At 67.9% G+C, this 15636-nt stretch carries 12 protein-coding genes; 5 read left to right on the top strand and 7 right to left on the bottom strand.

The features are described from left to right. Positions 1-70: 70 nt before the first annotated feature. Both ELQ92_RS05810 and ELQ92_RS05815 read right to left on the bottom strand, forming a co-directional pair. Positions 71-1642, bottom strand: a complete 1572-nt coding sequence (locus ELQ92_RS05810; RefSeq protein ID WP_128498085.1) for a DEAD/DEAH box helicase — start codon at positions 1640-1642, stop codon at positions 71-73. Positions 1643-1993: 351 nt separating this feature from the next. After that, positions 1994-2551 carry a hypothetical protein gene (locus tag ELQ92_RS05815; RefSeq protein WP_128498086.1) on the bottom strand — a complete coding sequence of 186 codons (558 nt, stop codon included), beginning with the start codon at positions 2549-2551 and terminating at the stop codon, positions 1994-1996. A gap of 190 nt (positions 2552-2741) precedes the next feature. Here ELQ92_RS05815 and ELQ92_RS05820 point away from each other — a divergent pair, with 190 nt between their 5' ends. From ELQ92_RS05820 to ELQ92_RS05830, 3 genes are all read left to right on the top strand, one after another. Beyond that, positions 2742-3200, top strand: a complete 459-nt coding sequence (locus ELQ92_RS05820) for an EVE domain-containing protein (RefSeq protein ID WP_243694897.1) — start codon at positions 2742-2744, stop codon at positions 3198-3200. Positions 3201-3281: 81 nt separating this feature from the next. Continuing rightward, positions 3282-3833 (top strand): hypothetical protein, encoded by a 552-nt coding sequence (locus ELQ92_RS05825; RefSeq protein WP_128498087.1) that lies wholly within the window; start codon positions 3282-3284, stop codon positions 3831-3833. Between the two features lie 70 nt (positions 3834-3903). Next, positions 3904-4197: a DUF427 domain-containing protein gene (locus tag ELQ92_RS05830; protein ID WP_128498088.1), complete on the top strand. Its 294-nt coding sequence runs from the start codon at positions 3904-3906 to the stop codon at positions 4195-4197. 43 nt (positions 4198-4240) lie between these two features. On the opposite strand, the gene ELQ92_RS05835 is transcribed toward ELQ92_RS05830, so the two are convergent. The 5 genes from ELQ92_RS05835 to ELQ92_RS05855 all read right to left on the bottom strand — a co-directional run bounded on the left by ELQ92_RS05835 (position 4241) and on the right by ELQ92_RS05855 (position 7578). Beyond that, positions 4241-4864 carry a CGNR zinc finger domain-containing protein gene (locus tag ELQ92_RS05835; protein ID WP_128498089.1) on the bottom strand — a complete coding sequence of 208 codons (624 nt, stop codon included), beginning with the start codon at positions 4862-4864 and terminating at the stop codon, positions 4241-4243. Positions 4865-4939: 75 nt separating this feature from the next. Continuing rightward, positions 4940-5497, bottom strand: a complete 558-nt coding sequence (locus ELQ92_RS05840; RefSeq protein WP_243694898.1) for a DUF1697 domain-containing protein — start codon at positions 5495-5497, stop codon at positions 4940-4942. Positions 5498-5528: 31 nt separating this feature from the next. After that, positions 5529-6026, bottom strand: a complete 498-nt coding sequence (locus ELQ92_RS05845) for a SprT-like domain-containing protein (RefSeq protein WP_128498090.1) — start codon at positions 6024-6026, stop codon at positions 5529-5531. A gap of 66 nt (positions 6027-6092) precedes the next feature. After that, the gene (locus ELQ92_RS05850) at positions 6093-6617 is read right to left on the bottom strand and encodes a tetratricopeptide repeat protein (RefSeq protein ID WP_243694899.1); all 525 of its coding nucleotides are present in this window, start codon (positions 6615-6617) and stop codon (positions 6093-6095) included. Between the two features lie 100 nt (positions 6618-6717). After that, positions 6718-7578 carry a spermidine synthase gene (locus tag ELQ92_RS05855; RefSeq protein ID WP_128498091.1) on the bottom strand — a complete coding sequence of 287 codons (861 nt, stop codon included), beginning with the start codon at positions 7576-7578 and terminating at the stop codon, positions 6718-6720. A gap of 320 nt (positions 7579-7898) precedes the next feature. On the opposite strand from ELQ92_RS05855, the gene rpoB reads away from it, so the two are divergent. Next, entirely contained in the window at positions 7899-11390 is a 3492-nt protein-coding gene (gene rpoB, locus ELQ92_RS05860) for a DNA-directed RNA polymerase subunit beta (RefSeq protein WP_128498092.1), read from the top strand. Positions 11391-11450: 60 nt separating this feature from the next. Then, positions 11451-15332 carry a DNA-directed RNA polymerase subunit beta' gene (gene rpoC, locus ELQ92_RS05865; RefSeq protein ID WP_128498093.1) on the top strand — a complete coding sequence of 1294 codons (3882 nt, stop codon included), beginning with the start codon at positions 11451-11453 and terminating at the stop codon, positions 15330-15332. Positions 15333-15636 lie beyond the last annotated feature (304 nt).

A 15636-nucleotide genomic window follows, 5' to 3' on the forward strand; every position in this document is an offset into this window, starting at 1 on the left:
GGATCCCCGGTCCGATGACGCTGTGCGCCGCCGAACCGGGGATCCGTCTGTGTGCGTCTGGTGTGTCTGACTAGCCCTGGGCCCGGCGCGGGCCGTTGCCGCGGCTCGTGCCGCCCGAGCGGCCGCCGACGAGGCTGCCGACACGCATGGGCGCCTTGGCGCCGGACGCGCCGGATGCGCCGCCGCCACGGCGTCCGCCCGTCGAGGCGCCCCCGGTGCGGGGAGCGGCGTCGCGCGTCGAGCCGTCGCGAGCGCCGGACCGGCGTCCGCCGCCCTGGCCACGGCCCTCGCCCTGGCCACGGCCCTCGCCCTGGCCGCGGCCACTCTCACCGCGGCCGCGGCCACGGCCGCCACCGCTCGACGAGCCGTTCTCGTCGCGCGCGGCGCGCTTGCGACGTGCGTTCGTGCCCTGCGAGGTGCCTCCGCCGCCCTGCGGGCGACGCTCCTCGGGAGCAGGCTTGACGAAGGGGGCGACGTCACCGACGAGCGCCGTGACCTCGGGGGAGTCGGCCGTCACGACCGTCGGCTTGACGGAGATCTTCGCCTTGCGCAGCAGCGAGGCGAGGTCGCCGCGCTGCGTGGGGAGCGAGACCGTGACGACGTCGCCGGCGCTGCCCGCACGAGCGGTGCGGCCGGAGCGGTGCAGGTACGCCTTGTGCTCCATGGGCGGGTCGACGTGCACGACGAGTTCGACGTCGTCGACATGGACGCCGCGAGCCGCGACGTCGGTCGCGACGAGCACGCGAACACTGCCCTCGCCGAACGCCTTGAGGTTGCGGTCGCGCTGCGGCTGCGAGAGATTGCCGTGCAGGTCGACGGCGGGGATGCCCGAAGCGGTGAGCTGCTTCGCGAGCTTCTTCGCGTGGTGCTTGGTGCGGAGGAAGAGGATGCGACGGCCGGTGCCGGAGGCGAGCTTCTCGACGAGGACCTTCTTGCCCTCGACGCTCTCGACCTCGAAGACGTGGTGCGTCATTGCGGCGACGGGTGAGTTGGCCTCGTCGACGGAGTGCAGCACCTCGTTGTGGAGGAACCGGCGGACGAGCTTGTCCACGCCGTTGTCGAGCGTCGCGGAGAACAGCAGCCGCTGGCCGGTCGACGGCGTCTTGTCGAGGATGCGGGTGACGACGGGCAGGAAGCCCAGGTCGGCCATGTGGTCGGCCTCGTCGATGACGGTGACCTCGATCGCGTCGAGGGACACGAAGCCCTGCTGCATGAGGTCCTCGAGGCGGCCGGGGCACGCCACGATGATGTCGACGCCGGACTTGAGGGCGGCGACCTGGCGGTTCTGGCTCACGCCGCCGAAGATCGTGGTCGTCGTGAGGTTGTACGCCGCCGCGAGGGGCGCGAGAGTCGCGTCGATCTGCGTCGCGAGCTCACGCGTCGGAGCGAGCACGAGGGCGAGCGGGCGCCCCGGACGGCGCTTGCCGCCGGCCAGCGCCCCGCCGAGACGAGCGACGAGCGGGATCGCGAACGCGATCGTCTTGCCGGAGCCGGTCTTGCCGCGCCCGAGGACGTCGCGTCCCGCGAGAGTGTCGGGAAGGGTGTCCTCCTGAATGGGGAACGGGGTCGTCTTCCCGTCCGCCGCGAGGACGGAGACGAGAGGAGCGGGCACGCCGAGCGTGCTGAAGGTGGTGTCGGTCACTGGTGCCTTTCAGGCATCGTTCGCACGCCGGAGCCCGCCGGTCGATGCCGGGGGAGTGGGTGCTGAGGTGGCGAAGGTGCCTCGTGGCACGATCGTTCGCCGTTTGGAACGGTGCGGGCGGATGACCACCGCGCACGGTTCAACAGAGATCCCACGCGATCCGAGTGGACCGCTCCCCGGTGTGGACACGATGCGCCTGACTATCGGCAGGCACGTGCCAGTGGGTGAGAGATGTGAAGAGCGTTCTGACGACGCCGGGAATCCGTCGATGGATTCGCCGTTGCTCCCAGTCTAGCGGACGAACCCCCGAAACGTGCCGGGCGTCCCCACCGAGTTGCCGACGGCGCGGCGTCAGTTGCCCGTGGGCGTCCGCGTCGCGTCGCCCGATCCGTCGACGGCGGGGTCCTCGTCCGCGTCGTCGACGGCCGCGATCTCGGGGTCGTACGCCCAGGTCGGGGCGAGTTCGGCGAGGCGGGACGCCCGCCACTGCCACACGGTCCAGAGCGGGAACCAGAGAGCGGGTGCCGCGACGCCTCCGATGTCGAGGCGGTCGCGGTACAGCGTCTTTCCCTGATCATGCGGTGCCGGTGCGACCGCCATCCGGTGCCGCCACGATCCGAGCAGGGCGAGCGGACCGGTCAGGGGCGCGCCGTCATCGACGAGGATCCGGACTCCGTCGGCCCGGTGGTCGTCGAAGGAGATGTCGATGCGCTGACGGCCCGTCGGAACGAGACCCGCCACCGCCAAGGCGACCTCCGCCGTCGTGGCCGTCCACATCGTCGGCAGCGGGGTCACGGACTTCATGGCGAGCAGCGGTCCGTAGATCTCCTGCAGCGCGGCGGGTGAGCGGAGTGCGCGCCACGCGACGTCGGGTTCGCAATCGAGCACGGTCTTGAGCTGGATCCTCATGGCAACATGATGCACACGTCGTCCGCTCGGTGGCCGCCCTTGACAGGCTCGCCACGCCGCGCGAAGGACGGCGTCGGTCCGACTTCCTAGACTGATCGTGTGACCGACGACTCCCGCCTCGACGAGCGATCCGTGCCTCTCCTCGTCGCGGTCCTACGCGCTCGCGAACCGGCCGAGCGATAGGCGCCCGGTGGCGATCCGGTACTGGCTGGGTGTGATGCAGCGCGATCACGTGCGGCGCGTCGTCGACCTCGGCGTCGCACAACTGAACTTCGGTCGCCGGGAGGGACTCGACGGCATGCGGGAATCGGACGGGATCGCGTTCTATTCGGCGCGTGATACCGCCGAGGGGAACCCCGTACGCTCCTTCACGGCGATCGGCCGTGTGGCCGACGACGAGCTCTACCGAGTCGGCGGGGCCGACTCCGGCTGGCGGCCCTGGCGTCGCCGTGTCGACTATCGGCTCGAGGTCGCCGACGCCCCGATCCGCCCCCTGCTGCACGTGCTCGAGTTCACTCGGCACTCGTTCGACTGGGGACTGCAGCTGCGGAAGGGGTTCCTCGAACTGAGCAGACACGACTTCGAGGTCATCGAGCAGGCGATGCGCGTGGCGCCGGGCGAGCGGATCCGTGAGTCGCCCCGCCGTTGAGATCGTGAGCGCCGGAGTCCTCGATGACGTAGTGAGTCGCGGCGCGCGGAGCCCGGGTCGGGCCTCGAATACGATTGGGGAGTGACGAATCCTCCCGTGTTCCCGCCTCCATCACAAGGGAAGTACCAGGTCCGCTTCGACGTCGGGATCGACGGGCTCGCCCGGATCGGGCAAGCGGACGTCGTGGTCTGGGTGGACGCGCTCGGCACCTCGGAGGCCGGTGTCGACGTCGCAGCGGTGTCGCCCGACGCGGCGATCGTGGCGGCGACGCTCCGTTCCCGAGCCGCCGTCGCCCGCTGGATCCTGGACCACCAGGTCGCGGTCGGCCGCCGCGTCGCCGTGTCGATCGTGGCGGCGACGGAGGGCGGCGGGTTCTCGAGTGTCGACGTTCTCGCGGCCGGTGCCGTGATCGACGCCCTGTCGACTCTCGGCATCGACTTCACCTCGCCTGAAGCGGCCGTCGCGTGTGCGGCGTTCGTCGGTCTCTCGGGGGCCGTCGGCCACCTCGTGACCGCGTCCGTCCCCGGCCAGGAACTGGTGGCGTCGGGCCGCTTCGCCGGGGCCGAGCTGCGGGCGCTCGCACAGGTCGACGCCGACGGGGACGCCGTGGTGCTGCGCGCTCCGTCGGCGTAACGTCGAGAGCGGTCGGGGAGCGGGCGGGCAAGCCGTCCCGAGGACCGGCCGCGTCAGACGAGGAGACACAATGCAGGCAATACTCGGAGACCGCGTCATCGCGACGGCCGAGAAGGACGACCTCATCCGCATCGAGGGGAACTGGTATTTCCCCCCGGCGTCGATCGACTGGTCGAGCCTCGAGGAGAGCCCCACCCCGTACACGTGCCCGTGGAAGGGCGTGTGCCAGTACTACTCCCTCTCGGACGGGCCGAGCGACATCGCGTGGTCCTACCCGGAGCCGTACGATGGCGCCGCCGAGCGCGTCGGCAAGGATTTCGCGGGATACGTCGCGTTCGACCCGCGGGTGACCGTCGGGGAGTGACCTCCCGCATCGTGCGCGGGCGCCCGGTGCCGGCGGTCCTCCGTCAGAGCCGGGCGCTCGCGGCGCGACGTTCGCGGTGCGTCCGCACCTTGTGCCGGTTGCCGCACCGCGACATCGAGCACCAACGCCGGGTTCCGCCTCGAGAGGTGTCGAGGTAGACGAGAGAGCAGTCCTCTCCGTCGCACTCGCGGATGCGTCCACTCGACTCCGGGTCGAAGAGGGCGATGGCGTCGCGAGCGATCGTTGCGAGGGCCTGCGCGGCGCGTGCGGAGGTCCGCCCCGCCTGGCGGGATCCACCTTCGAGGCGCGGGGGGATGTCGGGCGTCGCCCCATACAGGTTGACGAGGTCGACATCGCTTCCCGTGAGCGGCAGATCTCGTGATCGGGCGAGTGCCAGTCGGGTGATCGCGCCGCGGAGCGCGTGCGCGTCGAGGATGTCGCGCTCCGTCGACGGGGCCGTCGCCATGCGCTCGCCGATCCAGTGGTCGAGGTCGGCCGTGGAGCGCAGGAACTCCCATGGGATGTCGATGTCGCCGTCGGCGGCGCCGAGTCCGCCCGTGTACGCGAAGTCGAGGGCCAGGGAGCCGCTGTCGAACCACCACCTCACGCCGTCGGAGGACTCGAACCACTGACCGGTCGGAACATCCACTCGCGAGGCGACTCTCATGTAACCAACATAGTCGGTTACCCAGGTGGCCAGCTGTTCTGCCTCGACCGAACGCGTCGGCGAGCTGATGCCCCGCTACAGCAGCTTCCTCAGCGTCCGCAGGTTCCGCGTCGTCGTTGAGGAACGGTATCGGTTGCGGGCCGAGCGCTTCGCGAATGCCGTGTCGGTGCTCGAACCCCGGGGAAGGTCCCAGTAGAGGACACCGTCACCGCGGGCGATGCGTTCGATCGCCGGGTCCGTCTCGGTCTCGGAGAAGGCGGCGAGTTCGTCGAGGACCGCCGTGTCCGACCCGAACACGACGTACGGTTGCCGGTCGTCGACCTCGGGGAAGGGGAAGGCGTCGACGACGTCCCGGACGTGCCGCTGCGTCGTCAGCACGATCCAGGCGTCGTACCCGAACGCGCGCTCGAGGCCCCGTTCGATCTCCGACTTCACGGTGGCCGGTTCCCGACCGTCGGCGTCGAACACGACGTTGCCGCTCGCGAGCACCGTGCGGACGGACGAGTATCCGAGGCCGACGAACACCTCGGCGAGGGGAACCGACTTCACCGTGATCCCGCCGACGTTGACGCCGCGCAGGAGCGCGATCGAGAGCCCGGCGGGATCCGGATCGGCCGCGGCACTCCTGTTCACGAACGCACTCCTGCTCATGACGGCGTGCCGATCAAGACGCGACCGACGCTGCGGCGCTCCGACGCATGGCCGGGGTGATCTCGCGCCGGTGCCAGAGGATCTCGAACCGCAGATCGAAGCTGCGAGAGCACACCGCGCACGAACTGCGGCGGCTGGGACGCCGGTGCCGGTAGACCGTGTGGCCGGCGGGGCACGACCCCACCCATGGCGCGAGTTCATCGGCTGTCTGACCCGAGTGAAGGCGTGCGCCGGCGTAACCGATCTCCTCGGCGATACGCTTCCACGTGCTGCCGTGCCCGGCGGACGCGCCGGCGAGGGCGTGCGCGACCTCATGGAGGAGGATCTGGTGCACCTCGTCGTCGTCGTAGCGAGCCGCGAGATACCGCGAGACGGTGATGCGATGGTCGGTGAAGTTGCACAAGCCGGCGCGCTTCTTCGCGTTGTCGAAGCCGAAGCTCCAGACGGACGGGTCGAGGTGGAGAGCGATGAGCGCGTCGGCCCAGACCCTCACTCGAGCGAGATCTGCCATGGACTCACGTTATAACGGGCCGCCGACATCGCGGGTGGAGCCGTGCCGATCGGAGGAAGGGAACCGTCAGCTCGCGTCGACGAGGTACGACTCGGTGACGGCGATCGCGATGAGCGACGACTCGATCTGCTCGTCGGGAGCGCCGAGTCGCCGGCGCAGTTCCGCCGCGGCACGGAAATCCTCGAGCGCCTCCTCGAACCGCTTCATGTCGAAGTAGACCTTGCCGCGGTGCTGCAGACTGAATGCCTCGTAGAGCGTCCACTCGTGCGTGTGCGCCTCGTCGGCGCACGCGTTCAGTTCGTGGATCGCGTCGTCGAAGGCGCCGCGGAACTGGAGGACCTGGGCGCGGAGAAGGCGCGGTCGGATGAGCTCCTTGCGGTCGCCCGTGAAGCGCGCCAGGCGTACGGCCTCGTTCGCGATCTCGAGCGCTTCGTCCAACTGGCCGGCGACCTTCAGCAACCACGCCTTCTCGCACAGCGCGGTGAGGCTGCGCAGGTCACCGAGCTCGTCGAGGCGCTCGCCGACGGCCTTGAGGTCGACCTTCTCGCGGAGACTCGCCGCGTCATAACCGAGGATGATGCTGTTCGTCACCGGACCAACTGTAGGCGCGGATCGCGTCCGCTCCGCGACCGTCGCCCGCCTGTCGCGGGATGCGATCGCCTCGTCGGCCTCCGCGTCCGGGATCGACGTGTCAGCGACCGGACTTGACCTGGAAGACCGACTTCGACGGGGGAGGTGAACCCGTGGCCGTCGCGTCGGTCGCGATGGGCGCGCCCGCGGCGAACTCGCGGAGTTCCGCGCCGACGAGGGCCTTCGCGGGGTGCGGCCCGCCCGCGAGGAGCCGCGGCAGGAAGTCGAAGGGCGGCTCGGACGGGGACCCGACGAGCACGAGGTTGCCGAAGCGACGGCCCTTGATGATCTGCGCCTCGGCGATGACGGCCACGTGGTCGAGTGCGGCGGCGAGCGTGGACACCTGGCTGCGGGCGAACGCGAGTCCCGGTCCGTCCGCGACGTTGACCGCGAGGAGCCCGGTCGGGGAGAGCAGTCGCGCGACCTCCCGGTAGAACTCGACGCTCGTGACGTGCGCCGGTGTGCGTGCGCCCTGGAAGATGTCGACGATGACGAGGTCGCAGGAGGCGTGGAGGGCCGGCGGGAGTTTTCCGACGACCTCGCGGGCGTCGCCGTAGCGCACGCGGATCGATGCGCGCTTGGGCAGAGGGAGGTGCTCGCGGACGAAGTCGACGAGCCCGCGCTCGATCTCGACGACCTGCTGCCGGCTCCCCGGTCGTGTCGCCTCGACGTAGCGGGGGAGGGTGAGTGCCCCGGCGCCGAGGTGCACGGCCGTGATCGGCGCTCCGGGCTCGGCGGCCAGGTCGACGACATGACCGATGCGGCGGACGTACTCGAAGCTCAGGTCGCTCGGGTCTTCGAGGTTGACGTGCGACTGCGGGGTGCCGTCGACGACGAGCTGATAGCTCCCCGGGACGAAGCGGTCCGGCTCGATGACCGCCTGGAAGCCGCTGCCCTCGAGACGGACGTGGGGATGATCCATTCCTCGAAACTACAACGATCGGCGGGTCGCGGTGGCTGCACGACGGGACGCGCGGACGGGAATGAATCCGAGCGGCTCGCGTTTATACAGGAGACTCGCCGAAAAGGTCAAGCCGAGAAGTAGACATCGGGGATAACTCGGCATATGATTGACCTTTGCGCTCCCAGACGTTTCACTCTGCCTTCATATTGCGGTCGGCCCGTGTGCACGATGATCCCACTTCCCCGTGGTTTCGAGGTGCTCCTTTCTGTGCGTCCGGCGAGTCTTCCCTCATCAACTGACAGTGATACGACCTGACGGGGTCCACGGAGGTTATTTCCTTGGCTGCTGCGCGCAACGCAACTCCCACCACACCCAAGAACGGCCGCGGGGCTTCCCGACTGTCGTTCGCGAAGATCAGCGACACCCTGACCGTTCCCGATCTGCTCGCGCTGCAGACCGAGAGCTTCGACTGGCTCGTCGGCAGTGAGGCCTGGAAGGCCCGCGTCGACGAAGCGTCGGCGGAAGGCCGACAGGACCTGCCCTCCAAGAGCGGACTCGACGAGATCTTCGAGGAGATCTCCCCCATCGAGGACCTCGGCGAGACCATGCAGCTCTCGTTCGCGAACCCGTACCTCGAGCCCGAGAAGTACTCCATCGAGGAGTGCAAGGAGCGCGGCAAGACCTACGCCGCGCCGCTCTACGTCGAGGCCGAGTTCATGAACCACCAGACCGGTGAGATCAAGACCCAGACGGTCTTCATGGGCGACTTCCCGCTCATGACCGAGAAGGGCACGTTCATCATCAACGGCACCGAGCGTGTCGTCGTGTCCCAGCTCGTCCGCAGCCCGGGCGTCTACTTCGAGCGCCAGCAGGAGAAGACGTCCGACAAGGACATCTACTCGGCTCGCATCATCCCGAGCCGCGGTGCGTGGCTCGAGTTCGAGATCGACAAGCGCGACCAGGTCGGCGTCCGCATCGACCGCAAGCGCAAGCAGTCGGTCACGGTGTTCCTCAAGGCCCTCGGCCTCACGAGCGAGCAGATCCTCGACGAGTTCAAGGGCTACGAGTCGATCGAGCTCACGCTCGAGAAGGACACGATCCTCTCCAAGGAGGACGCGCTCCGCGACATCTACCGGAAGCTCCGTCCGGGCGAGCAGGTGGCCGCCGAGGCCGCTCGTGCGCTCCTCGACAACTTCTACTTCAACTCGAAGCGCTACGACCTCGCGAAGGTCGGCCGGTACAAGATCAACAAGAAGCTCGGTCTCGACGCTCCGCTCAGCGACTCGGTCCTGACGGTCGACGACATCGTCGCGACGATCAAGTACCTCGTCCGCCTGCACGCTGAGGAGACCACGTTCAACGGCCTCCGGGGCGGCAAGCCGGCCGAGATCCGTCTCGACACCGACGACATCGACAACTTCGGCAACCGTCGCATCCGCGCGGTGGGGGAGCTCATCCAGAACCAGGTCCGCACGGGCCTCAGCCGGATGGAGCGCGTTGTCCGCGAGCGAATGACGACGCAGGACATCGAGGCCATCACGCCGCAGACGCTCATCAACGTGCGTCCGGTCGTCGCCGCGATCAAGGAGTTCTTCGGAACCTCCCAGCTGTCGCAGTTCATGGACCAGAACAACCCGCTCGCGGGCCTCACGCACAAGCGTCGTCTCTCGGCGCTCGGCCCCGGTGGTCTGTCGCGTGAGCGTGCCGGCGTCGAGGTCCGTGACGTCCACCCGTCGCACTACGGTCGCATGTGCCCGATCGAGACCCCGGAAGGCCCGAACATCGGCCTCATCGGTTCGCTCGCGTCGTTCGCCCGTATCAACGCGTTCGGCTTCATCGAGACGCCGTACCGTCGCGTCGTCGACGGCCGGGTCACCGACCAGATCGACTACCTCACCGCGATGGAGGAGGCCGATTTCATCGTCGCCCAGGCCAACGCGCCGCTGAAGTCCGACGGTCACTTCCAGGAGGACCGCGTCCTCGCCCGCCAGACCGGCGGAGAGGTCGACCTCGTGCCGGCCGAGGACATCGGCTACATGGACGTCTCGCCGCGCCAGATGGTGTCGGTCGGTACGTCGCTCATCCCGTTCCTCGAGCACGACGACGCGAACCGCGCCCTCATGGGTGCGAACATGCAGCGTCAGGCCGTCCCGCTGCTCCGCAGCGACTCGCCGCTCGTCGGAACCGGTATGGAGGGCTACGCGGCCATCGACGCCGGTGACGTGCTCACCGCACAGAAGGCCGGTGTCGTCGCCGAGGTCTCGGCCGACGTCGTCACCATCCAGCTCGACGAGGGCGGGACGCAGACCTATTACCTGCGGAAGTTCGACCGCTCCAACCAGGGCACGAGCTACAACCACCGCGTCATCGTCAACGCGGGCGATCGCGTCGAGGTCGGCGAGGTCATCGCCGACGGCCCCGCGACGGAGAACGGCGAGCTCGCGCTCGGTAAGAACCTCCTCGTGGCGTTCATGACGTGGGAGGGTCACAACTTCGAGGACGCGATCATCCTCAGCCAGAACCTCGTGAAGGACGACGTGCTCTCGTCGATCCACATCGAGGAGTACGAGGTCGACTCGCGCGACACGAAGCTCGGCAAGGAGGAGATCACGCGTGACCTCCCCAACGTGAGCCCCGAGCTGCTCAAGGACCTCGACGAGCGCGGCATCATCCGCATCGGCGCCGAGGTCCGTCCGGGCGACATCCTCGTCGGCAAGGTCACACCGAAGGGCGAGACCGAGCTGTCGGCCGAGGAGCGCCTGCTCCGCGCGATCTTCAACGAGAAGAGCCGCGAGGTGCGTGACACGAGCCTCAAGGTGCCCCACGGCGAGTCGGGCACGATCATCGCGGTGAAGGAGTTCAACGCGGAGGACGGCGACGACGAGCTCGGCTCGGGCGTCAACCGTCGCGTGGTCGTCTACATCGCCCAGAAGCGCAAGATCACCGAGGGCGACAAGCTCGCCGGCCGCCACGGCAACAAGGGTGTCATCGCGAAGATCCTGCCCGTCGAGGACATGCCGTTCCTCGAGGACGGCACGCCGGTCGACGTCATCCTCAACCCGCTCGGCATCCCCGGTCGAATGAACTTCGGACAGGTGCTCGAACTCCACCTCGGCTGGATCGCCCAGCAGGGATGGAAGATCGAGGGCGACCCGGAGTGGGCGAAGAACCTGCCGGAGCAGGCCCGCGAGGCGGCTCCCGGCACGAAGGTCGCGACGCCCGTGTTCGATGGTGCCGCGGAGGACGAGATCGCCGGTCTCCTCGATTCGACGAACGTCACGCGTGACGGTGACCGTCTCATCGGCTCGTCCGGTAAGACGCGCCTGTTCGACGGTCGTTCGGGCGAGCCGTTCCCGGCACCCGTCTCGGTCGGCTACATGTACATCCTGAAGCTGCACCACCTCGTGGACGACAAGATCCACGCCCGCTCCACGGGACCGTACTCGATGATCACCCAGCAGCCGCTCGGTGGTAAGGCGCAGTTCGGTGGCCAGCGGTTCGGTGAGATGGAGGTGTGGGCTCTCGAGGCCTACGGCGCCGCATACGCGCTCCAGGAGCTCCTCACGATCAAGTCCGACGACATCCTCGGCCGCGTCAAGGTGTACGAGGCGATCGTCAAGGGCGAGAACATCCAGGAGCCCGGCATCCCCGAGAGCTTCAAGGTCCTCATGAAGGAGATGCAGTCGCTCTGCTTGAACGTCGAGGTCCTCTCGGCCGACGGCACGGCGGTCAGTCTCCGTGACACCGACGACGATGCGTTCCGCGCGGCGGAAGAGCTCGGCATCAACATTTCCTCGCGGTTCGAGTCCTCGTCCATCGACGAGATCTGATCCAGGCCCAGCGCCTCCACGTCATTAGAACTTCGAGAAACATTCCGTAGGAGATAAGAATTGCTCGACGCAACAACTTTCGACGAACTCCGCATCGGCCTGGCCACTGCCGACGACATCCGTCGCTGGTCGTACGGTGAGGTCAAGAAGCCGGAGACCATCAACTACCGCACGCTGAAGCCCGAGAAGGACGGCCTGTTCGGAGAGCAGATCTTCGGACCGTCCCGCGACTGGGAGTGCGCGTGCGGCAAGTACAAGCGCGTGCGCTTCAAGGGCATCGTGTGCGAGCGCTGCGGCGTGGAGGTCACCAAGTCCTCCGTCCGTCGCGAGCGCATGGGCCACATCGAGCTCGCCGCTCCCGTGACCCACATCTGGTACTTCAAGGGTGTTCCCAGCCGTCTCGGCTACCTGCTCGACATGGCGCCGAAGGACCTCGAGAAGGTCATCTACTTCGCCGCATACATGGTGATCAGCGTCGACGAGGAGGCGCGTCACCAGGACATGCCGGGTCTCGAGAACGAGCTGCGGCTCGAGATCAAGACGCTCGGCGACCAGCGTGACGCCCGGATCGCCGACCGCCTCAAGAAGCTCGAGGACGACCTCGCGGCTCTCGAGGAGGAAGGCGCGAAGGCCGACCAGAAGCGCAAGACCAAGGACGCCGCTGAGAAGGAGATGGGTCAGACCCGCAAGTCCTTCGACGAGCAGATCGCCCACCTCGAGCGCGTGTGGGAGGACTTCCGCACCCTCAAGGTCGGCGACCTCAAGCCCGAGGACGCCGTGTTCCACGAGCTGCAGGACCGTTTCGGCCTGTACTTCGAGGCGTACATGGGTGCCGAGTCGATCAAGAAGCGCCTGCTCGCCTTCGACCTGAAGGCCGAGGCGGAACTGCTCCACCAGCAGATCGCCGAGGGCAAGGGCCAGAAGAAGATCCGTGCGATCAAGCGCCTGCGCGTCGTCAACTCCTTCGTCCAGACCGGCAACTCGCCGGCGGCGATGGTGCTCGACGTCGTTCCGGTGATCCCGCCGGAGCTGCGCCCGATGGTGCAGCTCGACGGTGGCCGCTTCGCGACCTCCGACCTCAACGACCTCTACCGTCGTGTGATCAACCGCAACAACCGGCTCCGTCGTCTGCTCGACCTCGGTGCGCCCGAGATCATCGTCAACAACGAGAAGCGCATGCTCCAGGAGGCCGTCGACGCGCTGTTCGACAACGGTCGCCGTGGTCGCCCGGTCACGGGTACCGGAAACCGTGCGCTCAAGTCGCTGTCCGACATGCTCAAGGGAAAGCAGGGACGTTTCCGTCAGAACCTGCTCGGAAAGCGCGTCGACTACTCGGGCCGTTCGGTCATCGTCGTCGGCCCGCAGCTCAAGCTCCACCAGTGCGGTCTGCCCAAGCAGATGGCGCTCGAGCTGTTCAAGCCGTTCGTCATCAAGCGCCTGATCGACCTGAGCCACGCTCAGAACATCAAGGCGGCCAAGCGTATGGTCGAGCGCTCGCGCGGCGAGGTGTGGGACGTGCTCGAGGAGATCATCCGCGAGCGCCCCGTGCTCCTCAACCGTGCGCCCACCCTGCACCGTCTCGGCATCCAGGCCTTCGAGCCCCAGCTGGTCGAGGGCAAGGCCATCCAGCTCCACCCGCTCGTCTGCGCCGCGTTCAACGCGGACTTCGACGGTGACCAGATGGCCGTCCACCTCCCGCTGTCCGTCGAGGCCCAGGCCGAGGCGCGCATCCTCATGCTCGCGTCGAACAACATCCTGAAGCCGTCCGACGGCCGTCCGGTGACCCTGCCCTCGCAGGACATGATCATCGGTCTGCACCACCTCACCACCGTCACCCCGGGTGCCGTGGGCGAGGGACGTGCGTTCTCGAGCATCGCCGAGGCGATCCTCGCGAAGGACCAGGGCACGCTCGACCTGAACGCCGAGGTGCGCATCCGTCTCGAAGGCCTGTACTTCGGTGAGGGAAGCACGCCGGAGGGCTTCGAGCAGGGCAAGCCGTTCCTGCACACCACGACCCTCGGTCGTGCCCTCTTCAACGAGGCGCTCCCGGTGGACTACCCGTTCGTCGACGCCGTCGCGGACAAGGGCCAGCTCTCGTCGATCGTCAACGACCTCGCCGAGCGCTACCCGAAGGTGGAGGTCGCGGCGACGCTCGACCGCATCAAGGACGCCGGTTTCCACTGGGCGACGCGTTCCGGTGTGACCGTGGCGCTGTCCGACATCCTCACGCCGCCGAACAAGCGCGAGATCGTGGCGGGTTACGAGAAGCAGGCCGCCAAGGTGCAGTCGCAGTTCGAGAAGGGACTCACGACCGACGCCGAGCGTCGTGCGGAGCTCATCAAGATCTGGACGCAGGCGACCGACGACGTGCAGAAGGCGATGCGGGACAACTTCCCCGTCGACAACACCATCAACCGCATGGTGTCCTCCGGTGCTCGTGGTAACTGGCTGCAGATCCGGAACATCGCCGGTATGCGTGGACTCGTGTCCAACCCGAAGGGTGACATCATCCCTCGTCCGATCATCTCCTCGTACCGCGAGGGTCTGTCGGTGGCCGAGTACTTCATCGCGACGCACGGTGCCCGTAAGGGTCTGGCCGACACGGCCCTCCGTACGGCCGACTCCGGTTACCTCACGCGTCGTCTCGTCGACGTGTCGCAGGACGTCATCATCCGTGAGGACGACTGCGGGACGACCAAGGGCCTCGAACTGCCGATCGCGGCGTTCGACGCTCAGGGCACGCTCGTCCGTGACGCCAACGTGGAGAACTCCGTGTTCGCCCGTTCGCTCGCGGCCGACGCGGTCGACGCGAACGGCACGGTCATCGCCGAGGCCGGATCGGACGTCGGAGACGTCCTGATCGACAAGCTCGTCGCCGCCGGCGTCGAGTCGATCAAGGTCCGCTCGGTCCTCACGTGCGAGTCCGCTGTCGGTGTGTGTGCTGCCTGCTACGGTCGCTCGCTCGCGACCGGAAAGCTCGTCGACATCGGTGAGGCCGTCGGCATCATCGCGGCCCAGTCGATCGGTGAGCCGGGAACCCAGCTCACGATGCGTACCTTCCACACGGGTGGTTCCGCGTCGGCCGACGACATCACGCAGGGTCTTCCCCGCGTGCAGGAGTTGTTCGAGGCCCGTACCCCGAAGGGTGCGACCCCGATCGCCGAGGCCGCCGGTCGCATCACGATCGAGGAGACGGACAAGAGCCGCAAGGTGATCCTGACCCCCGACAACGGCGACGAGCCGGTCGTCTACCCGGTGCTGAAGCGTGCGACCCTCCTCGTCGAGGACGGCGAGCACGTCGAGCTCGGGCAGAAGATCCACGTCGGTGCCGTCGACCCCAAGGAGGTCCTGCGCGTTCAGGGCGTCCGCGAGGTCCAGAAGCACCTCGTGGGTGGCGTCCAGGGCGTCTACCGCTCGCAGGGCGTGCCGATCCACGACAAGCACATCGAGGTCATCGTCCGTCAGATGCTCCGCAAGGTCACCGTCGTCGACCACGGCGACACCGACCTGTTGCCGGGTGAGCTCGTCGACCGCTCGAAGTACAACAACCTCAACCGTGAGGCGTTGACCGAGGGCAGGAAGACGGCGTCGGCTCGTCAGGAGGTCATGGGTATCACCAAGGCGTCCCTCGCGACCGAGTCGTGGCTGTCCGCAGCGTCGTTCCAGGAGACCACGCGTGTCCTCACGCAGGCCGCCATGGAAGGCAAGCGCGACCCGCTCGTCGGCCTCAAGGAGAACGTCATCATCGGAAAGCTCATCCCCGCGGGCACTGGTCTCCAGCGCTACCGCAACGTCGCCGTCGAGGCGACGGAGGAGGCGAAGGCCGAGCGCTACCCGAACCGCATCTTCGCGGACGACGGCGCGTTCAGCGAGGCGGACCTCTCGTTCGTCGACTTCGACAGCTTCTCGAGCGACGACTTCACGCCCGGCAACTACAGCTAGGCAGGAGTCTCCGAGAGACGCGATCCACGCCGAAGGGCCCCGGCACCAGCCGGGGCCCTTCGGCGTACCCGGGCCGTGCGACCTCGTGGACTTCCGCACGCCATGCCGCCTATCGACGCGTGGGGACAGCCCCGGCATGAGCCGGGGCCCTTCGGCGTACCCGGGATGTGCGTTCCCGAGAGAGTCCTTCCCACGCCCTCCGAACGGGGGAGACCACATTGTGGGACTGTTCCCCCCGATGAGCGTCGAATAGCGTTACTCGGGCCGATGACCGTGTGCACCAGACACGACCGGCGGAAGTGGT

Origin of the sequence: Labedella populi (assembly GCF_004078655.1) — a bacterium.
In the GTDB taxonomy this organism is placed as follows: domain Bacteria; phylum Actinomycetota; class Actinomycetes; order Actinomycetales; family Microbacteriaceae; genus Labedella; species Labedella populi.